General features: G+C 69.4%; 19 protein-coding genes and 1 pseudogene. 8 read left to right on the top strand and 12 right to left on the bottom strand.

The window, feature by feature from the left end; genetic code table 11:
* The first annotated feature begins 22 nt into the window (after positions 1–22).
* Positions 23–1,276, top strand: coding sequence for an extracellular solute-binding protein (locus FB465_RS03915; RefSeq protein ID WP_145787614.1), 1,254 nt, complete (start codon positions 23–25; stop codon positions 1,274–1,276).
* A gap of 28 nt (positions 1,277–1,304) precedes the next feature.
* On the opposite strand, the gene FB465_RS03910 is transcribed toward FB465_RS03915, so the two are convergent.
* A complete protein-coding gene (locus tag FB465_RS03910; RefSeq protein WP_145797114.1) occupies positions 1,305–1,964 on the bottom strand; it encodes an NADPH-dependent FMN reductase in 660 nt (219 codons plus the stop codon).
* Between the two features lie 474 nt (positions 1,965–2,438).
* Here FB465_RS03910 and FB465_RS03905 point away from each other — a divergent pair, with 474 nt between their 5' ends.
* Positions 2,439–2,897, top strand: coding sequence for a DUF5709 domain-containing protein (locus FB465_RS03905; RefSeq protein WP_145787612.1), 459 nt, complete (start codon positions 2,439–2,441; stop codon positions 2,895–2,897).
* A 54-nt stretch (positions 2,898–2,951) separates the two neighbouring features.
* On the opposite strand, the gene FB465_RS03900 is transcribed toward FB465_RS03905, so the two are convergent.
* The 4 genes from FB465_RS03900 to FB465_RS03885 all read right to left on the bottom strand — a co-directional run bounded on the left by FB465_RS03900 (position 2,952) and on the right by FB465_RS03885 (position 7,790).
* On the bottom strand, positions 2,952–3,629 hold the full coding sequence (locus tag FB465_RS03900) for a response regulator transcription factor (RefSeq protein ID WP_145787610.1): 678 nt from the start codon (positions 3,627–3,629) through the stop codon (positions 2,952–2,954).
* Complete coding sequence (locus FB465_RS03895) at positions 3,626–4,825, bottom strand: sensor histidine kinase (protein WP_145787608.1); 1,200 nt, start codon at positions 4,823–4,825, stop codon at positions 3,626–3,628. Before FB465_RS03895 ends, FB465_RS03900 begins: the two co-directional genes overlap by 4 nt.
* Positions 4,826–4,931: 106 nt before the next feature.
* Positions 4,932–7,142, bottom strand: a complete 2,211-nt coding sequence (locus FB465_RS03890; RefSeq protein WP_211785717.1) for an MMPL family transporter — start codon at positions 7,140–7,142, stop codon at positions 4,932–4,934.
* Positions 7,143–7,307: 165 nt separating this feature from the next.
* A complete protein-coding gene (locus FB465_RS03885; protein WP_145787604.1) occupies positions 7,308–7,790 on the bottom strand; it encodes a MarR family winged helix-turn-helix transcriptional regulator in 483 nt (160 codons plus the stop codon).
* A 155-nt stretch (positions 7,791–7,945) separates the two neighbouring features.
* On the opposite strand from FB465_RS03885, the gene FB465_RS03880 reads away from it, so the two are divergent.
* A complete protein-coding gene (locus FB465_RS03880) occupies positions 7,946–9,391 on the top strand; it encodes an MFS transporter (protein WP_145787602.1) in 1,446 nt (481 codons plus the stop codon).
* A 43-nt stretch (positions 9,392–9,434) separates the two neighbouring features.
* Here the strand turns inward: FB465_RS03880 and FB465_RS03875 are convergent, their stop codons facing one another.
* The 4 genes from FB465_RS03875 to ltrA all read right to left on the bottom strand — a co-directional run bounded on the left by FB465_RS03875 (position 9,435) and on the right by ltrA (position 13,083).
* Positions 9,435–10,025 (bottom strand): hypothetical protein, encoded by a 591-nt coding sequence (locus FB465_RS03875; RefSeq protein WP_145787600.1) that lies wholly within the window; start codon positions 10,023–10,025, stop codon positions 9,435–9,437.
* Positions 10,026–10,178: 153 nt separating this feature from the next.
* Positions 10,179–10,919 carry a DUF8189 domain-containing protein gene (locus FB465_RS35605; protein WP_170290430.1) on the bottom strand — a complete coding sequence of 247 codons (741 nt, stop codon included), beginning with the start codon at positions 10,917–10,919 and terminating at the stop codon, positions 10,179–10,181.
* 93 nt (positions 10,920–11,012) lie between these two features.
* Entirely contained in the window at positions 11,013–11,402 is a 390-nt protein-coding gene (locus tag FB465_RS36665) for a transposase (protein WP_246192490.1), read from the bottom strand.
* Positions 11,403–11,520: 118 nt separating this feature from the next.
* Positions 11,521–13,083: a group II intron reverse transcriptase/maturase gene (gene ltrA, locus FB465_RS03860; protein ID WP_484140823.1), complete on the bottom strand. Its 1,563-nt coding sequence runs from the start codon at positions 13,081–13,083 to the stop codon at positions 11,521–11,523.
* A 769-nt stretch (positions 13,084–13,852) separates the two neighbouring features.
* Between ltrA and FB465_RS03855 the strand changes: the two genes are divergently transcribed.
* Genes FB465_RS03855 through FB465_RS03845 form a run of 3 tightly spaced genes read left to right on the top strand, consistent with a single transcriptional unit; the run spans position 13,853 to position 15,443 of the window.
* Positions 13,853–14,566 (top strand): SDR family NAD(P)-dependent oxidoreductase, encoded by a 714-nt coding sequence (locus FB465_RS03855; RefSeq protein ID WP_095878400.1) that lies wholly within the window; start codon positions 13,853–13,855, stop codon positions 14,564–14,566.
* Between the two features lie 38 nt (positions 14,567–14,604).
* Positions 14,605–14,994, top strand: coding sequence for a Cif family virulence factor (locus tag FB465_RS36660; protein WP_246192489.1), 390 nt, complete (start codon positions 14,605–14,607; stop codon positions 14,992–14,994).
* Entirely contained in the window at positions 14,919–15,443 is a 525-nt protein-coding gene (locus FB465_RS03845) for an IS5 family transposase (RefSeq protein ID WP_246193119.1), read from the top strand. The genes FB465_RS36660 and FB465_RS03845 overlap by 76 nt, the downstream gene beginning before the upstream one ends.
* 50 nt (positions 15,444–15,493) lie before the next feature.
* Here FB465_RS03845 and FB465_RS03840 read toward each other — a convergent pair whose 3' ends face one another.
* Positions 15,494–17,191: a DUF8189 domain-containing protein gene (locus FB465_RS03840; RefSeq protein ID WP_484140828.1), complete on the bottom strand. Its 1,698-nt coding sequence runs from the start codon at positions 17,189–17,191 to the stop codon at positions 15,494–15,496.
* A 441-nt stretch (positions 17,192–17,632) separates the two neighbouring features.
* Here FB465_RS03840 and FB465_RS03835 point away from each other — a divergent pair, with 441 nt between their 5' ends.
* Together FB465_RS03835 and FB465_RS36655 are read left to right on the top strand one after the other, a co-directional pair.
* Positions 17,633–19,210, top strand: a complete 1,578-nt coding sequence (locus tag FB465_RS03835) for a helix-turn-helix domain-containing protein (protein ID WP_246192488.1) — start codon at positions 17,633–17,635, stop codon at positions 19,208–19,210.
* Between the two features lie 93 nt (positions 19,211–19,303).
* Positions 19,304–19,543: a hypothetical protein gene (locus tag FB465_RS36655; RefSeq protein ID WP_246192487.1), complete on the top strand. Its 240-nt coding sequence runs from the start codon at positions 19,304–19,306 to the stop codon at positions 19,541–19,543.
* Between the two features lie 62 nt (positions 19,544–19,605).
* Here FB465_RS36655 and FB465_RS36650 read toward each other — a convergent pair.
* Both FB465_RS36650 and FB465_RS03825 read right to left on the bottom strand, forming a co-directional pair.
* Positions 19,606–19,734 (bottom strand): annotated as a pseudogene (locus tag FB465_RS36650) (IS5 family transposase); the annotation flags it as partial.
* Positions 19,680–19,829: a hypothetical protein gene (locus tag FB465_RS03825; RefSeq protein WP_246193393.1), complete on the bottom strand. Its 150-nt coding sequence runs from the start codon at positions 19,827–19,829 to the stop codon at positions 19,680–19,682. The pseudogene FB465_RS36650 and the gene FB465_RS03825, both read right to left, overlap by 55 nt.
* Positions 19,830–19,927 lie beyond the last annotated feature (98 nt).

Here is a 19,927-nt window from a genome sequence, read left to right as displayed (position 1 = left end):
CGTGCAAAGGCGGTACCCCGCGATGAACCCGCGCTTCCTCGTCCTCCCGGCCGTCTGTGTGGCCGGCGCGCTCGCACTCTCGGCGTGCGGCGCCGGCGCCGGCGGCTCCTCGGCCGGCGGTGTCACCACCATCAGGTTCGTCGCGGCGGACTACGGGTCGAACGGCCAGAACCCGACCCGGGCGTACTGGCAGGGCGTGATCTCGGCGTTCGAGCAGCAGCACCCCAAGGTCAAGGTCGACCTGCAGGTGATCGATTGGAACGACCTCGACGCCCAGGTCAGGACCATGGTGCAGAACGGCGACCAGCCGGACATCCTGCAGACCGGCGGCTACGCCGACTTCGCCAGGAACGGCCTGCTCTACCCGGCCCAGGACGTGCTGTCCGGCCCCACCGCGCTCGACTTCATCCCCGCGATGGCCAGAGCCGGCGAGCAGGACGGCACGCAGTACGGCGTCCCGTTCGTCTCCAGCGCCCGGATGTTCCTGATCAACAACGCCCTCTTCAAGAAGGCCGGTCTCGACCCGGCCAAGCCCCCGAAGACCTGGGACGACCTCACCGCCGCCGCCACCGCGCTCAAGAACGCGGGCGTGGAGATCCCGCTCGGCGTCCCGCTCGGCAAGGAGGAGGCCCAGGCCGAGGCCTTCATCTGGATGCTGGAGAACCACGGCGGCTACCAGAGCCTCGACGGCCACTACACCATCAACTCCAAGGCCAACGTCGACACCTTCACCCGGCTCAAGAGCTGGGTCGACGCCGGACTCACCGAGAAGAGCCCCGCCGCCGTCAACCGCACCGACCTCACCAAGGACTTCGCCTCCGGCAAGGTCGGCATGCTCAACGGCTTCCCCGGGCAGCTGGCCGACCTCAGGACCATGGACGTCACCTGGACCGCCATGCCCAGCAGGGACGGCACCACCAGGACCACGCTCGGCGTCGCCGACTGGGTGATGGCCTTCAAGAAGGGCGGCCACCGGGACCAGATCAAGGCCTTCCTCGACTTCGCCTACCGCACGGACAACACGGTGAAGTTCGACAAGGAGTACGACCTGATGCCGGTGACCCAGTCGGCTCTGGCCGCCCTGCAGAGCGACCCCGAGGAGAAGGCCCTGCAGCCGTTCCTGCAGATCCTGCCCACCGCCACCTTCTATCCGCTCAGCGACCCGAGCTGGCCCGCCGTCTCCGCACAGATCAAGACCCGGATCGGCAGCGCCGTCACGGACCCGAGGAAGGCACTCGATGCGCTGCAGCAGGCCGCGCAGCAGACCGGTCGGTAGGACACCCGGCACATCGCCCGTACGGGTGTCAGTCCTGCGCCCTCTGGGTGATCGGCGCATCGGTGCAGTCGGCGAGGAACTCGTACCAGCGGCGCTGCAGGACGACGTAGCGTACGTCGGCCTCCACCAGGCGGAGGAAGGACGTGACGGTCTCGGACAGGCGCTGCTGGAGGACGGCGTCGGAGAGGTGGCCGCCGTCGGTGAAGCCCTGGTAGGCGTTGGCCAGGCTGAACATGTCGGGGTAGACCCGGGTACCGAGATGCTCCAGGGGCACCCGCAGAGCCCAGAGCCCGCGGTTGCCGCCGACCAGGGAGGGCGACGCGGAGACCAGCATGGCGTTCTTGTCCTTGAAGGGTTGCGGGCGGACGCGGGAGACCCAGTCGATCGCGTTCTTCAGAACCCCCGGCACGGACGCGTTGTACTCCGGGGAGGAGATCACGAAGCCGTCGCACCGCTCGATCCGGTCGCGCAGCTCGAGGGCGCCCTGCGGAAGTCCCTGGTCGAGCTCGACATCGCCGTTGTAGAGGGGCATCTCGAAGTCGCCCATGCCGGCGAGGTCGGTCTCGGCGTCGGCCTCGGCGAAGAGCCGGGCCACCAGTGAGGCGAGCCTGGCGTTGACCGAGTCGGTCCGCAGGGACGCGCCGAAGACCAGCACGCGCAGCGGCCCGGGGTGGGCATCCGTGGTCATCGCGGTCATGGCTCTCCTCCTGCGGGTCTGCGGTCGGCACCACCGCTCCAAGCCGATCACAGCTCGCAGTCGCTCCGGCACCAACACGCCGCCCGGGTCCGATCAGGTGCGCGGACGGGTGCACGTACCCGCCGACTCGCCCGCGCCACCCCCGCTTCGCCAGGCCGCGCCACGCTTCCCGGGCCCGGGACGGGCTCCTAGCGTGAGGAGCAGCGCTGCCGAACCCCTCGTCGCCAGTGCACCGCCGGCCTCCGCAGGGCCGTGGCCGCGGCCACGCGGAGGCCGGTGACCGCTGCTGCGGAGCGGCCCGTGACCGCTGTTACGGAGAGGCACCGCCTGCGGAGCGGATCACCGCGTGGGACCCTGGGAGTGACCCCCCATTGCAGGGGTGGTCGCCGCCGGGCCCTTGCCTTCACGGCGAGCGGTGGACACCTCGGCCAGGTGGAGGGGCCGTGGCCAGCGAAGGAGAACCTCATGTCGGACGAAGAGTTGATGGGCGACCAGGTTTACCAGCCCGACGGCTCCGAGGTACAGGACGACATCGGGCCTCTGGAGCCGGAGGACACCCTGGAGAACCGAGGCCTCGAGTCGGCGCTCGACGAGGGCTACGCGCCCCCGGAGCGGCCGCTCGCCGTGGAACGCCACGGGGTCACCGCAGCCGAGCAGCATGATCGCGAGAGCTTCGACCGGCGGCTGGCGGCGGAGCTGCCGGAGGTCGCGGCGCCCGAGGGCGACGGGATCGGCGACACCTACGGCACGGACGCGGAACTGATCGACATGGAGGCCGGCGAGACCCGGAGCGGTCGGCTGATCGTGGCCGCCGGTGCGTTCAGCGACACGATCGCGGAGGACGTCGGGATCTCCGGTGGCGCGGCATCGGCGGAGGAGGCGGCCATGCACACCACCTTCGACCCCGAAGCGCTCGACGAGTGAGGTCCGGCGGCCGCGCCGCCTCCGCCCGGTCTCCGCAAGCCACCTGACAGAGCGTCACTGCGGCGGCGTGGGCCGAACGAGGCCGGACTGGTAGGCGATGACGACCAGTTGAGCCCGGTCGCGGGCGTCGAGCTTGGTCATGGCGTGGTGGATGTGGGTGCGAACGGTCAGGGGGCTGAGGAAGAGCCTCTCGGCGATCTCGGTGTTGGAGTGCCCCTCGGCGGCCAGCGCCATCACCTCCCGTTCTCGGGCGGTGAGGTCGTCGAGGCGGTCGAGTGATGCGGGCCGGTCGCCGGGTTCGGGGGTGGCGAGGAAGCGGGTGATCACCACCCGGGTGGCCTGGGGGGAGAGGAGCGCGTCGCCGGAGGCGACCGTACGGATGCCGGTGAGGAGCTCGTCGGCCCCGACGTCCTTGCCGAGGAACCCGCTTGCTCCGGCGCGCAGTGCCCGGGCGACGTACTCGTCGATCTCGAACGTGGTGAGGATGAGGACGTGGGTGGCGGACAGGGCCGGGTCGTCGCAGATCGCGGCGGTGGCGGACAGCCCGTCCGTGCCGGGCATGCGGATGTCCATGACGACGACGTCGGGGCGGTGGGCGCGGGTGAGTTCGACCGCCTCCTTCCCGTCGGCCGCCTCGCCGACCACCTCCAGGTCGTCGCAGGAGTCGATCAGCATCCGGAAGGTCGCGCGCAGCAGGGCCTGGTCGTCGGCGAGCAGGACGCGGATGGTCATGTGAGGCGGTCCTCTTTCGGGGTGTGGGGGTGGAGCGGCAGCTCGGTGGAGACCTCGAAGCCGCCCGCAGGGCGCCGCCCCGCGCGGAGGCGGCCGCCGACGGAGAGGGCGCGCTCGCGCATGCCGAGGAGGCCGTAGCCGGGACCGGCCGAAGCGGAGGGTGAGGCGCCGTCCCCGTCGTTGGTGACGGTGATGCTCAGCCGGTCGCGCGTGTACGCGAGCCGCACGAGGGCCGCCTGCGTGGCAGCGTGCTTGGCGACGTTGGTCAGGGCTTCCTGCACGATGCGGTACGCCGTCAGATCCACCCCCGGGGACAGGGGCTCCGGCTCTCCCTCGGTGACGACGGTGACCTTGAGCCCGGCCGAGTCGAACGAGGCGGCCAGGTCGGGCAGTTGCGCGAGGCCGGGGGCCGGCTCCAGCGGTGCGTCAGGGTCGTCCGCCCGGCGCATGAGGCCGACGGTGGCCTTGAGTTCGCGCAGCGCCGCGGAGGTGGTGCCGGTCAGGTCGTCCAGGATCTTCTGCGTCTGCTCGGGCTGGGTGCGCATCAGGTGCGCGGCCGCGTTGGCCTGGGCGTTGGCCAGGGCGAGGTGGTGGGCGACGACGTCGTGCAGCTCGCGGGCGATGCGCAGGCGCTCCTCGACGACCCGGTGCCGGGCCTCCTCCTCGCGGGTTCGCTCGGCGTGCTCGGCGCGGGCCTGCACGGACTCCAGGTAGGCGCGCCGCAGCCGGCTGACCACGCCGAGGGCGGCGGGCAGCAGCAGCCAGACGGCGGGGCCGATGGCCTCGAGGTCCACCGAACGGTCACGAGGGCCGGCGAGCAGTGCCGTGGACACCAGCAGGGCGACGGTGACGGGGACGTAGACGCGCGTGGTCCTCCAGTCGGTGCGGTCGGCCACCGCGTAGATCGCGGCCATGACCGGTGCGATGAGCAGAACGGTGGGCAGATAGCCCAGGGCTGCCACGGTCATGGCGCAGGCGGTGGTCAGCACGAGGGTGGTGCGAGGGTGGCTGCGGCGCCACATCAGGGCCGTACAGGCGACTCCCGCGCACAGAACGGCGGGCCACCAGGTCGGGCGGGGGGAGCTCGGATCGGTGAGCATACTGCCGGGGATGGAGTTGGCGAACAGCAGCAGGGCCAACGCCGCGTCGACGGCGCGCGGGTGGGCGCGTACGTATCGCCGCCCGTTGGTCATCATCGGAGGGGCTCCCGTCAGGTCGTGTGCCCATAGTGCGCGTCGGTGCAGCTGAACGGCAGTCCAAGGGCCGCCCGTGTCGTGCGGGGCGGCCCTTGGGGTGCGGGGGCTAGTGGGTGGGCGTGAGGGTCGGCTCGGCGGTGTGGTGGATGGTGCCGGCGGGCTGGTGGTGGAGGGCTTCGCCTTCGATGTCGAGGCGTGGCAGGGCCTTGTCGAGTCGGCGGGGCAGCCACCAGGCGTGCCGGCCGAGCAGGGCGAGAGCGGCGGGGACGATGGCCATCCGGACCACGAAGGCGTCGAACAGGACGGCGATGGCCATGCCGAAGCCGATCATCTTGATCATGGATTCGCCGGAGCCGATGAAGCCGGAGAAGACGGCCATCATGATCAGTGCGGCGGCGACCACGACCCGGGTGCTGGTGCTCATGCCCGAGACGATCGCCTCGGCGGGCCGCTTCCCGTTCACGTAGGCCTCGCGGATGCGGGCGACGAGGAAGACCTCGTAGTCCATGGCGAGGCCGAACACGATGCCCACCATGAAGATCGGCATCAGGCTCATGATCGGGCCGGTGGTCCGGACGCCGAGGAGGCTCGCGAGCCCGCCCCACTGGAAGACGGCGACGACCGCGCCGAGGGCGGCGAGCACCGAGAGCAGGAAGCCGAGGGCCGCCTTGAGGGGGACGAGGACGGAGCGGAAGACGACCAGCAGGAGCACGAAGGCGAGGCCGACGACGATCGCCAGATAGGGGATGAGCGCGTCCTGGACCTTCTGGGCGCTGTCGATGTTCACTGCCGTGGAGCCGGTGACCTGAAAGGTGGCGCCGGTGGCGGCGGCGATCGCGGGGCGCTCGGCGCGCAAGGTGTGGACCAGGTCGGCCGTCTTGGTGTCGGCCGGGCCGGTGGCCGGGACGGCGGAGAGCACGGCGGTGTCACCGGCGGGGTTGAACCGGGGGGTCGAGACGGAGACGACACCCTCGGTGGCGCCGATCTGCTGGGCGGCCGTCGCCACGGCGGCCTTGGGCTCCTGGGCTCCCCTGGCGTCGACGACGATGGTCAGCGGGCCGTTGAAGCCGGGGCCGAAGCCCTGGGCGAGGTCGTCGTAGGCGCGGCGTTCGGTGGTGGAGACGGGCTTGGACTCGTCGCCGGCGGTGCCCAGGTGCAGCTGCGTCACCGGGACGGCGATCACGCCCAGGCCCACCACGGAGAGGATCAGCACCGGCAGCGGGCGGCGCAGCACGAACCGCGCCCAGCGGGTGCCCCCGTTCGGCCTGTCGTCCTCCACGGGCCGCAGTCCCCGGCGGGGGAGGACGGCTCGGGGCCAGAGGGCGAGGAGGGCGGGGACGAGGGTGAGGGCGACCAGCACGGCGATGACGACGGTTCCGGCGGCGGCCAGGCCCATCTTGGTGAGCATGGGGATGCCGACGACGGAGAGCCCGGCGAGGCCGATGACGACGGTGAGGCCCGCGAACACCACCGACGAGCCGGCGGTGCCGACGGCCCGGGAGGCGGCCTCCTGCGGCGCATGGCCCTTGGCGCGTTCCTCGCGGTAGCGGGAGACGATGAACACGGCGTAGTCGATGCCGACCGCCAGCCCGAGCATCGTGGCCAGGGTGCTGGTGGAGGCGGACAGGCCGAAGGCGCTGCCCAGGGCGAAGATCGAGGCGGTGCCGACGCCGACGCTGATCATCGCGGTCAGCAGCGGCAGCCCGGCCGCGGCCAGCGAGCCGAAGGTGACCAGCAGGACCACCGCGGCGACGGCGATACCGATCCCCTCGCTTGCCCCGCCCGCGGAGGGCTGGGTGGCGAGCGCGGTGCCGCCGACCTCGACCGTCAGGCCCGCGTCGTGTGCGTGCTGGACGGCCTGCCTCAGAGTCTGCTTGCTGGCGTCGGTGAGGTCCTTGGCCGCCACGTTGTAGGCGACGGTCGTGTACGCGGTGGTGGCGTCCTGGCTCACCGTGTGCGCCTGGAACGGGCTCGCCGCGCCGGCGACCTGCTCCCCGCCGGCCACCTCGGCGACGGCCTTCTCGATCGCCGCCTGGTTCTGGGACGCGGTGACCTTCTGCCCGTCCGGAGCGACGAACACGACCCGGGCGACCGCGCCACTGCCACCGGTCGCGCTGCCCGTGTCGGGGAACCGGTCCTTCAGCAGGTCGAAGGCCTTCTGGGACTCGGTACCCGGCATCGAGAACCCGCTGTCGGGGGCGGCCGGCGCCAAGGCCGCGCCCGCACCGACGCCGCACAGCACCACCACCCACACCAGGACGACGGACCAGCGCCGCCGGAAGGCCAACCGGCCCAGTCGATAGAGGAAAGCAGCCACGACGGGTCTCCACATCTGTCTTGGATTACCCCGTCAGGCTCTCCCGGCGGCACCCCTCCGGTCGTCGTTCCCCTGCCGACAAACCGACTACTGAGAACGCAGTACACCGGCCACACGGGCAGTACGTGTGCAGGTGTCACACGACAGCGCGCCGAGGAGGCGGGGTCAGGGCCGGGGCCGGGGCCAGGGCCGTCCGTTGACGCGTTCGATGTCGGTGTTGAACCGCTTGAGGCAGGCGGCGAAGACGGCCACCTCCTCGGGCGTCCACTCCTTCAGGATGTTGTCCAGGCCGCTGACGATCTCGGCGCGCTCCGCCTCGAGGCTCCGCGCACCTTCCTCTGTGATGCGGAACTTGCGGGCGATCCCGCCCTTCTCGTCGGGGATGCGCTCCACCAGGCCCGCACGCATCATCGCCGCGGTCTGCCGGTTGAGGGTGGAGGCGTCGAGGCCGAACGCATCGCTCAGCTGCCCGATGGACATGGGCCCTTCCATCCGGAGGCGGCTGAGCAGGATGTAGGCGCTGCGCTCCAGGTTGCCGCTGCCGCTGCCGCTGCCGCTGCCGCTGCCGCGCTTGGCGCGGGGGCTCATGTGTACGTGCCGACCCAGCAGCATGGTCTCGTACTCGATCAAGTCCGTGGGCCTGTCCATGGCCATCCCCTCTGATCTTCGCGCCTGCCCGTCAGTATGCATGTCGCCATGCGTATGCATCATGCACGGATTGTGCATGGAGAACAGAATATGTACTGTACACATGGCATGCATAGGGCACGCCGCTCTTCGCTGTCGAGTCAAGGGAGATCCAGATGGACGGCTCCAGGCCAACCGCCCGCCCCGGCGCCATCGTCGGCGTGCTGGCGATCGCCGGCATCGTCGCCTCGCTCATGCAGACCCTGATCGTGCCGATCATCGGCAGACTGCCGGTCCTCCTGCACACCACGGCCTCCAACGCCTCCTGGGTGGTGACCATCACCCTGCTGGCGGCCGCGGTGACCACCCCGGTGATCGGCCGTCTGGGTGACCTGTACGGCAAGCGACGCATGCTGCTGGTCTGCTCGGTGCCGCTCATCGCGGGCTCGGTGGTCTGCGCGATGGCCGGCTCCCTGGCGCCGATGATCGTCGGTCGAGGCCTGCAGGGCGTCGGCGCGGGCATGGTGCCGCTGGGCATCAGCGCCCTGCGCGACGTGCTGCCGCCCGAGAAGCTCGGGTCCTCCATCGCGCTCATCAGCTCCTCGCTCGGCATCGGCGGCGCGCTCGGCCTGCCGATCTCGGCAGCGGTCGCCCAGCACGCGGACTGGCACGTGCTGTTCTGGGCCTCGGCCGCGCTGAGCGCGCTGGTCGCCGTGCTGATCCGGCTGGTGATCCCCGCCACACCCGCCGGTGCCGAGGGCGGTTTCGACGTCGTCGGTGCGCTCGGCCTCGGTGGTGGACTGGTCTTCCTGCTGCTGGGCGTCTCCAAGGGCGCCGACTGGGGCTGGGGGAGCGCCACCACCCTCGGGATGCTCGCCGCTGCGCTGGTCATCCTGCTCGCGTGGGGCTGGTGGGAGCTTCGGTCCGGCTCGCCGCTGGTCGACCTGCGGGTCACCGCCCGCGGGCAGGTGCTGTTCACCAACCTGGCCTCGATCGTGGTGGGCTTCTCGATGTACGCCCAGGCGCTGATCGTGCCGCAGCTGCTGCAGCTCCCCACCGCGACCGGTTACGGCCTCGGCCAGTCGATGCAGGCCGCAGGCCTGTGGATGGCGCCCTCGGGCCTGATGATGATGCTGATCTCGCCGCTCGGAGCGAAGCTGTCGGCCGCCCGCGGCCCCAAGACCACGCTCGCTCTCGGCAGCCTCGTCAGCGCCATCGGCTACGGGTCCTCGATGGCACTGATGGGCTCGACCTGGGGCCTACTGGTCGTTACCTGCCTCTGCAACGTGGGAGTCGGGCTTGCCTACGGCGCCATGCCCGCCCTGATCATGGGCGCGGTGCCCCAGTCGGAGACCGGCTCGGCCAACAGCTTCAACACCCTGATGCGCTCCATCGGTACCACCGTGTCGGCCGCGGTGGTCGGCGTCGTTCTCGCCCACATGACCGTCCGGATGGGCGGGTACACATTGCCGTCCGAGAACGGCTTCCGCACCGGCCTGCTCATCGGCTGCGGCGTCGCCCTGGTCGCTGCGGCGATCGCGCTCACCATCCCCGTACGCAAGCCCATCCGCGCCGAGGCGCAGCACGTACAGGCGGGAGCGGAGGTCGCCCAGAGGCTCTGAAGGCGCAGGAATGTGAGGGCCCGCCGGCTCTGCCGACGGGCCCTCAGTCGGGCTCGCCGATACGGACCTCCTGCAGGAGACCCCAGGTGAAGTCGGCGGTGCAGTGGCGCGCCAGACCGGCGGCGTCGGGGGCGGTGAAGTCGAGCTGCCACCGCATCGGCGCGCTGCCCTCGCGCGGGACGGCGGGCGCGAACGCCACGGCGACGTCGGAGACGACGCAGCTCCACGGCGTCAGGTCGACGAGCGTGTGCAGGGTGGGCAGTGGTGTTCCGGCGGCGCGGACCAGCCACTCGTTCCAGACCGGGCCGCCGCTGTCCTGGGGGCCGAGCAGAATCTCGAAGCGCAGCTCGGGCCAGAGCGGCAGCGCCCACTGCTGCGCCGTACAGCTGAGGTCGCCGATCCGGCGGGGGAGCGTCAGCTGGGGCGGGCCGAGCACCGCGGCGTAGCGGCGTGCCCCGTGCGGGAAGCGGGAGGAGCGGATCATCGCCTGCCAGCGCTTGTTCGCCTCCCGCATCTCCGCCCGGGACGCGCCGAGTTGGTGCACCGCCTGCTCGACCAGCTGCGGGCGGAAGTCGGCCATCCGCCGCAGCAGCACGAGTTGGAACTCGGTGGTCCCGAAGCCATGGATCGCCATCCGGCCAGGTTAGCCACCCGGAGGTTCTGAAACGTATTCGGCGGACGGCTATGCGCCGGTGGCTGAGGCGGGATCGGTGCCTTGCCGTGAATCTCCAGTGGGAGTGCCGCACCACCCGGCGGCGACCATGACCGGGTCGCCGCCGGGAACGGATCATGCGAGGTTGGTGGCGATGGTGAGGCTTGGACTCCAGTTCCCGGAGGAGCTGTTCATCCAGTTCAGCCGCAGGTCGCCGTTGGTGCCCCGGCTGAGCACGACGGTATTACCGTCGCTGCCGACCACGGCGGCCGGATTGCCGGCGGTGTTGATGTTGAGCGTGCCGGGGCTGCTCCACCGGCCGGTGCTCTTGTCCATCCACAGGTACTTCAGGATGCCGTCCGCACCGGTGGCAAAGGCCTGCAAGTTGCCGTCAGCACCGACTGTCAGCTGTGGCTTGGTCAGTTCGTGGACCGGCAGCGGTGCGGTCCAGCCACCGTTGCCATCCGGGAGAGGCTCTGTGGAATCAGGGTCGGGAATGCTCGGGTAACTGACCGGACCAGCGGGGTAGGCGGTGCCCTCGTACCAGGGGCTGTACACGACGTGGTCGAACCTGCACGTGAGGCCGTCCCTGCAGTCGTACACGTGCAGAATGTTGCGGTGCATGTACAGGTTCGGCCGGAACTCGTCGTAGAAGTAGTGGTTCGCGTTGCATACGGTGAACTTCTGAGCCTCGACGACCGTGTTTTCGATGTAGCCGTATGCCAGATATCCGCCGTCGTCGTCGCTCGTATTGGACGAAAGCAGGGTCTGCGAGTGTGATCCGAGGCTCGGGCGCCTTGTCGGCGCGGACCTTGTCAGGCCGGGTGCGCGGACGCCCCGGGCCGAGCCTGGGCACACGGATGCGGCCCAGGACAACCTGGAACTGCGGGGAGTCACCACGCTGTCCGGCCGTGATCACGAGCGACATCAGCTTCTGGGCCTGCTCGACCGCCAGGTGGATCTTGGTAGTCAGTCCGCCACGGGAGCGTCCTGGTCCGTGGTTGTCGGGCTCGGTGAAGACGCCGCCGGGTGGCTCGACCTGCAGGTCCCCCTTTTGCGCGCACCGGCTGCGTGCTGGTGGGCGCGGGTGATCGTGGAGTCCACGGAGATGTCCCAGGTGATCAGGCCCTTCGCATCGGCTCGGGCCTGGAGCTGTTCGAGGATCCGGTGCCACGCGCCGTCGCGCTGCCAGCGGCGGAACAGCCCGTACACCGTCTCCCCCGGCCCGTACCGCTCGGGCAGATCCCGCCTCGGTACGCCCGTGCGGGTGCGAAACCGTATCCCGTTTATCAGCTGCCGCTTCGTGTGCATCGGCGGCCGACCGGCCTTGATGCCCTGCGGCAGCAGCGGTTCCAGCACCGCCCGCTGAGTAGGCCCGGGGCGCGGTGTCGGGATTGCTCCCGGCCAGTTTCCCCGGACCTCTCGCCGAACCCGCCGTGCGCCTCTCAACGCAACGGGCTCTCCACGGCCTTTGCCGTCAAGCTTCTTGCAGGGGCCAGGGACTGGGGATCGACTTGCTGCGGTAGCGATACCGGGTGACCGGGATCGCGCTGATCTTCTGCAGTTCGACCTCGCCCGCCGCTATCGGAAGCCACCGCCCGGAGGGGGTGACGAACCGGCGGCGGACATCCGACCACGTCCAGTGGTGCCGCTCGCGCAGCATCCGGATCAGCCTCCACCAGGTGAAGTTGTCCAGCATGCTGAAGGTGTTCTTCGCGACGGCGTGCCGGAAGTAGTTGGCCCATCCGCGCATGACCATGTTCAGACTGGTCAGCACGTAACCCAGGTCCTGTTGCGACGTCTTGCGGGTCAGGGCACGGATCTTCGCCTTCACCGACCGCTGGGGCCGTTGAGCGACGAAGGTGTAGACGTACCACTTGCTCGTTCCTCGCTTGCGGCGCCACTGGATGTGGAACCCCAGGAAGTCGAAACCCTCGCTCATGTGGACGACGCGGGTCTTCGCTGGCGAAAGCCGAAGGCCCATCGGCCGCAGGACGTGAGCGATCTCCTCGCGCAGGATCTCGGTGTCCTGCTCGGTCCCGTGGACCAGAACCACGAAGTCGTCCGCGTAGCGGACGACTCGCCAGTTCGGCAGGCCCTTGATACGCCGCCGCCTCTCCCGCTGTCGCTGGGTCGACATCACACCCTCCGGCTCCCATGCCCGGTGAAGGTGCTCATCGAGCACCGACAAGGCGATGTTGGCCAGGAGGGGCGAAATGACGCCTCCCTGCGGTGTCCCGGTGTGGGTGTCCTGAAGCTCTCCGAGTTCCGTGAGGACCCCGGCCTTCAAGAACGCCTTCACCAGGGCCAGGACCCGCTTGTCCTTGATCCGCATCCGGATGCGGTCCATCAACGGGGCGTGTTCGATCTCGTCGAAGCACGCCTGGATGTCCGCGTCCAGAACCCAGCGGTATCCGCGGGTTCCGAAGAAGTGGATCTCGGCAATCGCATCCTGGGCCCGCCGGTTGGGCCGGAACCCGTAGGAGACCGGCTTGAAGTCGGCCTCGAAGATCGGCTCCAGCACCAGCTTCAGCGCGGCCTGGACGACCCGGTCGGCAACGACGGGAATCCCCAGTCGCCGGACCTTCCCCGACCCGCCCGGCTTGGGAATCATCTTCTCCCGCACCGGAAGAGCCCGAAACGTGCCCGCCTTGAGCTGAGCACGCAGGTCGTCCAGAAACCCGGGAACTCCGATCCGCTCCTCCACGTCGGCGACCGTCAGGTCATCAACGCCGGCGGTTCGAGCCCCCCGGTTGCCGGCCACCCGATCGAACGCCACGATCAGCGTCGCCGGGTCGTGCACGAGGTTGAACAAGTCGTCGAACCGGCGGCCGGGATCGGCCGCCGCCCAACGGTGAAGCTTGGCCTGCATCTCCGATACCCGCTGACGAGGCCCCAACGGGGCTTGTTCCAGCAGGGCACCGGTGTTCACCGGTGCTTCTTTCGGCATTGCAGCCTCCTCCCTTCTCAAAACCGCTGCCGCCCTTCCCCATGCGCCGGGCTTTCCCCGGCTCGGAGTACTACGGCGGCTCCGCCCCACCCATCCCGTTCAGCAGTCGATGTGCCTATCCCGGCCCGCGAGTTGGAGGCCCGCCGACCGGGAACCGTGGACAGGCGGTTCCCGTGTTCACTGTGATTCGCTCGGTGGAGTAGGAGCCCGGCTGTATCCCAGCGGCATCGCCATGAGTACGCCGCAGACCTTCCTCATGGCCTCCCGGGCGCAAGCAATAAGACGCCCCAGGAGTTCCGGCCCCCGAAGGCGACCGTGCGCACCGCGCCCGACCCATATCCACCAGATTGGAGTCGGTGACGAAGTTAGGACGTAACGACGCCGGTTCCTCTCGTACTCCTCTCCACCACGCTTACCGGACCCGCACCATCTGGCAGTACTGGCACGTCCCGACGTTGTCAGGGCCGCTCCCGCCCTCCCCGGCATCACCCGGATCAGGCTGCCCTCAGCTCCACCGCCTTGCTGCGACAAGGTCAGCGGCGAAGGTCTCCCACCTCCGCTCGAACCAACAGCGCCTCACGGCGCAAACTGCGCATCCGTCAGATCTCCCCGAGCCATGGAACGTGATCATCGCATGACCTTGATCCACTTTCGAAGCAGACCCTAGGGCGTCGACCTTGCGTGGGAGGCCCTGCCTTTCACCTGGGAGGAAGCCGGTTCCGGCAGATGGCCGGTGAGCGGTTGCCCGCCCGGCACCCGTCTGCCTACCTTCGATTCATCGACCGGCGGCCAGAGCAGAGGTCGAGAGATCCCACCCGCTGCCGAGCCGAGTGCTCGGCTACACTCCGGAAGGTTTGAAATGAGCATTCAGGGACGGAAGGTCGCCGTCATCACTGGCGCCTCGCAGGGCATCGGCGCCGGCCTCGTCGCGGCCTACGCCAAGCTCGACTACGCCGTCGTCGCCACCTCGCGGTCGATCGCCCCGACCGAAGACGCCGGCATCCTGACCGTACCCGGCGACATCGCCGACCCGGCCACCGCCGAGCGCGTCATCTCCGCCGGCATCGAACGGTTCGGCCGGATCGACACCCTCGTCAACAACGCGGGCATCTTCATCCCCAAGCCCTTCACCGACTACACGGCCGAGGACTACGCGGCCATGACCGGCGTGAACCTGTACGGGTTCTTCCGGATCACCCAACTGGCCGTCGGCCAGATGCTCGGTCAGGGCGGCGGCCACATCGTCAACCTCACCACCAGCCTGGTCGACAACGCCGACACCAGGGTCCCTTCCGTGCTCCTCTCACTCACCAAGGGCGGTCTGCAGTCCGCGACCAAGTCCCTCGCCATCGAGTACGCCACCCGCGGCATCCGGGTGAACGCCGTCTCCCCCGGCACCACCCGCACCCCGATGCACGCCGGGGAGCCCGAGGACTTCCTGGCCGGCCTGCAGCCCACCGGCCGGCTCGGCGAGGTCAGCGACATCGTCGACGCGGTCGTCTACCTGGAGAACGCGCCGTTCGTGACCGGCGCGATCCTCCACGTCGACGGCGGCATGAGCGCTGGCCACTGAACCCGGCCACCCGACAGCGCACCGTCAGGAGCAGTTTGATGTCCAGCGACACGACCGACGACCAAGCCGTCCTCCGCAGCGTCCTCGACCGGTGGAAGGCCGCCGTCGACAAGCACGAACCCGGGCTGGCCGCAGCCGAGTTCACCGAGGACGCGATCTTCCAGGGGCTGCCCCCGTACACAGTCGGACGGGAGGGCATCGCCGAGTACTACGACTCCCAACCCCTCGGCCTGACCGCCGAACAGCTCCAGGCCCGAGCCGATGCGAAGGGCCTGATCACCTGGGACATCTCCGTGGACTCCACGATCACCCGCGCCCACCAGCACGCAGCCGGTGCGCGCAAAAGGGGGACCTGCAGGTCGAGCCACCCGGCGGCGTCTTCACCGAGCCCGACGACCACGGACCAGGACGCTCCCGTGGCGGACTGACTACCAAGATCCACCTGGCGGTCGAGCAGGCCCAGAAGCTGATGTCGTTCGTGATCACGGCCGGACAGCGTGGTGACTCCCCGCAGTTCCAGGTTGTCCTGGGCCGCATCCGTGTGCCCAGGCTCGGCCCGGGGCGTCCGCGCACCCGGCCTGACAAGGTCCGCGCCGACAAGGCGTACGGCTCCCGCGCGAACCGCGTCTACCTGCGCAGACGCTGCATCGGTTGCACGATCCCGGAGAAGAAGGACCAGATCGCGAACCGCAAGAAGCGGGGCTCCCACGGCGGTCGGCCACCGAAGTTCGACAAGTATGACTACAAGGAGCGCCACGCGGTGGAGTGCGGGATTAGCCGCCTCAAGCGCCACCGCGCGGTCGCGACCCGGTACGACAAACTCGCCGTCCGCTACGAAGCGACCGTGCTGGTCGCAGCCATCAACGAGTGGCTGTGACCAGCACTTTCGAAACAGGCCCGAGGGGCCTGGGCAGGCCCCTCGGCCGGTCAGGCCATATCGTTGGCCAGTGCGAGGCTGCCGCTCCACTGGCCGTTGTCCTTGTTCATCCAGTGCATGCGCAGCGTGGCGTCCGCGCCGCGCAGGAGCGTCACGAGGTTCCCGTCGCTGCCGCGGACCAGCGCGGGGTCACCGGACAGGTCGCCGGTGACGTTGAGGCTGCTGCTCCAGACCCCGTTGTCCTTGTTCATCCAGTTCAGGCGCAGGGTGCCGTCGGTGCCGCGGGTGAGGACTACGGAGTTGCCGTCCGCGCCGACGACTGCCGCCGGGGCTCCGGCCATGGCCGTGTTGAGCGCCATGGTGGCGCTCCACTGCCCGTTGCTGCGGTTCTGCCAGAGGTACCGCAGCGTCCGGTCGGTGCCGCGGGCGAATGCCTGGAGGTTGCCCTGGTTGTCCTTCATCACGGCAGGGTCGCCGGCGATGCCGGTGGCGATGGTGAGGCTGCCGCTCCAGATGCCGTTGTCCTTGTTCATCCAGTTCAGACGCAGCGTGTTGTCGGTCCCGCGGGTGAGGACGACGCTGTTGCCGTCACTGCCCAGCACTGCAGCGGGGTCGCCGGCCATGGCCGTGTTGAGCGTCATGGTGGCGCTCCACTGCCCGTTGGTGCGGTTCTGCCACAGGTACCGCAGCGTGCCGTCGGTGCCGCGGGCGAATGCCTGGAGGTTGCCCTGGTTGTCCTTCATCACGGCAGGGTCGCCGGCGATGCCGGTGGCGATGGTGAGGCTGCCGCTCCAGATGCCGTTGTCCTTGTTCATCCAGTTCAGACGCAGCGTGTTGTCGGTCCCGCGGGTGAGGACGACAGTGTTGCCGTCACTGCCGACCACGGCGGCCGGGTCGCCAGCGACGTTGACGTTCAACGCGCCGTAGTCGTGCCACACGCCGTTGGTGCGGTCCATCCACTGGTACCGCAGCGTGTTGGCCGCACCGCGGGCGAAGGCCTGGAGATTGCCGTCGTTTCCGACGATGACGGCCGGCTTGCGTTCGGGACGTGGTGCATTCGGGTACACGCCGTCGGCGCCTTGGCAGAACGGGACGCCGGGCAGCACGTTGTCGGGGTAGTTGATCCACCAGGACGGGATCCAGCCGGTCTGCTTGTGGCTGGTGGTGCCGTACACCCAGTACGGGTTCTGGCCGATGCTCTGGCCCGACTTCTGGCAGTGCGGGGTGAAGCGGTCGCCAGTGTTGATGGTGTCGATTCCCGGCGCGCAGGTGGTGCCACTCGGGTAGTTGGCGCAGTCCGGGTTGGCTGCGCCCACGGTGACGCCGTTGGTGGTGACGGTGTAGTAGTCGTAGCCGGCCGAACCGCCGTTGTTGCCGCCGCCGGTGTCCGAATCCGGGTTGTCCGGGTCGATCGGCGGGTGGTGCCCGCCCCCCGCGGGGGTGCGGGGGCCGGGGCCGCCGCACACGATGTCGGTGACGATCAGAGTCGGGTCCTCACCGTAGACCTTGATCCACAGGCTTGTATCGGTCCATCGGTTGTACGTGGTCGGCGTACCGAAGAGGCCTATCTGGACCGTCGTGATGCACCCGCGGAAGGCCCGGAAGGCGTCCGTGTCGTTGAAGTACTCCTTCGAGTTGTGGTCGGGAGGCAGATCGACCGTGGATCCGCAGCGCGGAGCGTCGCCCTGGAATCCGTTTTTCGTGTGTGGGTCGGATCGGTCAAAGCACCAGTCGTTGGCGATTTGCACGGCCAACGGTGCTTTGTTCCAAACCACACCACAGCCGATTAGCCCCCAGTCGAAGGCGCAGTCGTCTGCAGCGGCCGGGGTACTGCCCACTGTGGCGATCCCGGCAATGGACAGGCACAGGGCGAGCAGGAATGTGAGCCCGCGTTTCAGTATGCGCATGATTTCTCCCTGACGGCACGGAGGTGGGGTGCCCGGCGAGCGTCGTGCCCGGGCCGGACGGATCCTGGTGGATCCGCTCGCTCGTGGTCAACAGGCTTTCGGCCCAACGGGACGATGGGATGCGACCTCTACTCTGACCTGCACTGATGTGGGCTCCTGGGACGGGGACGGTGGGTGTCCTAGGCCGCCGTGGGACACTGGCCCGGCCGATTTCGGACAGTGGAGTGGTGAGGCATGTCTCGCTCGGGGGCCCTACAGGAATTCGCCGATTTCCTGGACTGGTTGAAGAAACGTCAGGGCGTAAGTTACGAGTGGCTTTCCCGTAAGACGAATCTGAGCCGCTCCAGCGTGCACCGGTACTGCTCCGGGAGCGGCCTTCCCCGTGATTTCGGCACCGCCGAGACCATCGCCCGGGCCTGCGGCGCGGACCGGGCCGAGATCGACCGGCTGTACCGTCTGTGGTCCCGGGCCGGCGAGCCCGGCGATCGGGTCGAGTCAACGACTCTGTCGGCTGTCGAGCCGCGGGCGGCGCCGGCCGCACCGGAGCGGCGGCACATACCGGCGCTCCCGGGGCCGCGGACCAGAACAGCGGCCTGGGTGGTCGCGTGGGCCATGCTCGCGCTACTGGCCGTGCTGCCAGGCGAACCGACGCCCCCGTCCGGCGCCGCCGCGCAGCGGCCGGTCTCCATTGGTCACCCCTGGACGCAGGCCCCGACTCCCGTCCCGCCGAAGTTCTTCGGTGTGACCATGAACAGCTCCAGTGGTGCCATGCCCACCTTCCAGGTCGGCGCCGTGCGGCTTTGGGACAGCCGGACCAGGTGGGCGAACATCCAGCCCCGGCGCGGCGAGTTCGACTGGTCGATCCTGGATCGATTGGTGGCCGGCGCGAGCCAGCACGGTCTGCCGGTGACGTTCACGATGGGGGGTACCCCCGGCTGGGCCAGCCCCGGCGGGCCGCGGGCGGCGTACGACGACGGTTCACGAACCTCTCCGCCCGACGACCTGGCCGACTGGGACGCCTTCGTCACCGCGGTTGCGCAGCGCTACCAGGGCCGCATCGAGGCGTACGAGCTGTGGGTGATGGGCAACGACGCCCGCTACTTCAGCGGCTCGATGGAGACGCTCGCCGAGATGACCCGCCGGGCGTCCGCGATGGTGAAGGCACAGGATCCGGCGGCGGTCGTCGTCTGCCCCTCCATGGGACAGCTCTGGAAGCCCGAGGCGCAGTCCGCCCTGGAGCAGTTCGCCCGCCTGGGCGCCTACGATCACTGCGACGCCGCCGGCGTGAAGCTGCACCAGCGCCAGGCATCCGACACACCGGAGACCATGCTCGAGCTCACCGAGCGCATCGACCAGGCGTTCCACCGCGCCGGTGCCCATCCAGCGCTGTGGAGCACCGGTACGACGTACGACATCCCGCTCGCGCAACCGCTGGACCCGCAGATGGCCACCGACTCCGCGGTGCGCTTCTACCTCGTCGGCCTTGTCGCGCAGATCCGGCGGATGTACTTCTACAACTGGGGCGGCTCGAAGATCCCGATCGTGCTGCAACCCGACGGCGGGTCACCGACCCCGGCCGCCATGGCAGTCGAGGAGCTGCAACGCTGGCTGCACGGGGCGCTGATCCGGTCGTGCGGGCAAGGCTCGGCGGCCGGGCTGCCGGAAGGCATCTGGCAGTGTGCCTTCACCGGTGAGGACGGCCGGGCGTTCCTGATCCAGTGGACATCCGTCGGCACCGTCCGCACCGCGGTTCGGCCAGAGGTTCGACACGTCAGGTACCTCGACGGCAGCACCTCGGAGCCCCGGACCGGCGAGGTCATCACCATCACCACCCGGCCGGTGCTCCTGGAGTTGGCCTGACCACCACCCGGAAGGAGCCGAACACGCCGGTCCGGGGCTCCGGGCCGCTCGGGAGCTGTGCTCGCGGCAGGGACGACTGCGGCGAGGTTCGAGATGAGAAAGCTCATCCTGATGATGTCGGTATCCCTCAACGGGTTCATCAAGGGGCCGGAGCAGCACATCGATTGGCACCTGGTCGACGATCCGGCGGGGGCGGGGTCCGGAGGAGCCCCCGCCGGGGCTCCCGCGCGGCTGGAAGCCGAGCACATCCAACGCGAGGGCAATCACGCCGCAGTCCGGCCAGGCGCAGCGAAGCGGGCGCGGCACCGCCGGATCGGCCGCCGGCTGATGTAGAGCCCGCCCAATCATGTGATCTCGCCCACTCTGACTGGGCGTTTCGTCCCCGGTTTTGAGGGTCAGGTTCCGTGCCAGGTGGGGGTGGCTTCGCCGGTGAGTCGGCGGGTCATGAGGTTGATCATCGCGAGATGGATCATGGCTTCGGAGCGGGCGGGCAGGGCTTCGTAGTCGCGGGCCAGACGGCGGTGCCGTCCTGCACGCTCGCGGCGGTGACCAGCACTGCCAGAAGCAGGCCGAGGGTGTCGGTGATGATGCTCCGCTTCCGGCCGTTATCTTGAGCCATCGAGATGAGGATGAGACTGACCAGCGGCGATGCGATGTGGACGGTGTCCTCGACGCGGAGGATTCGAGACCTTTCCGGCTGCGGAGATTGTGTAGCCC

This window comes from Kitasatospora atroaurantiaca (assembly GCF_007828955.1).
In the GTDB taxonomy this organism is placed as follows: domain Bacteria; phylum Actinomycetota; class Actinomycetes; order Streptomycetales; family Streptomycetaceae; genus Kitasatospora; species Kitasatospora atroaurantiaca.
This window is presented reverse-complemented; position numbering and strand designations above follow the sequence as displayed.

What these genes read in the sequence shown, in the direction of transcription:
- FB465_RS03915 (WP_145787614.1), top strand. Translation starts at nt 23, where the DNA reads ATGAACCCGCGCTTCCTCGTCCTCCCGGCCGTCTGTGTGGCCGGCGCG.
- FB465_RS03910 (WP_145797114.1), bottom strand. Translation starts at nt 1,964, where the DNA reads ATGACCACGGATGCCCACCCCGGGCCGCTGCGCGTGCTGGTCTTCGGC.
- FB465_RS03905 (WP_145787612.1), top strand. Translation starts at nt 2,439, where the DNA reads ATGTCGGACGAAGAGTTGATGGGCGACCAGGTTTACCAGCCCGACGGC.
- FB465_RS03900 (WP_145787610.1), bottom strand. Translation starts at nt 3,629, where the DNA reads ATGACCATCCGCGTCCTGCTCGCCGACGACCAGGCCCTGCTGCGCGCG.
- FB465_RS03895 (WP_145787608.1), bottom strand. Translation starts at nt 4,825, where the DNA reads ATGATGACCAACGGGCGGCGATACGTACGCGCCCACCCGCGCGCCGTC.
- FB465_RS03885 (WP_145787604.1), bottom strand. Translation starts at nt 7,790, where the DNA reads ATGGACAGGCCCACGGACTTGATCGAGTACGAGACCATGCTGCTGGGT.
- FB465_RS03880 (WP_145787602.1), top strand. Translation starts at nt 7,946, where the DNA reads ATGGACGGCTCCAGGCCAACCGCCCGCCCCGGCGCCATCGTCGGCGTG.
- FB465_RS03875 (WP_145787600.1), bottom strand. Translation starts at nt 10,025, where the DNA reads ATGGCGATCCATGGCTTCGGGACCACCGAGTTCCAACTCGTGCTGCTG.
- FB465_RS03855 (WP_095878400.1), top strand. Translation starts at nt 13,853, where the DNA reads ATGAGCATTCAGGGACGGAAGGTCGCCGTCATCACTGGCGCCTCGCAG.
- FB465_RS36660 (WP_246192489.1), top strand. Translation starts at nt 14,605, where the DNA reads ATGTCCAGCGACACGACCGACGACCAAGCCGTCCTCCGCAGCGTCCTC.
- FB465_RS36655 (WP_246192487.1), top strand. Translation starts at nt 19,304, where the DNA reads ATGAGAAAGCTCATCCTGATGATGTCGGTATCCCTCAACGGGTTCATC.
- FB465_RS03825 (WP_246193393.1), bottom strand. Translation starts at nt 19,829, where the DNA reads ATGGCTCAAGATAACGGCCGGAAGCGGAGCATCATCACCGACACCCTC.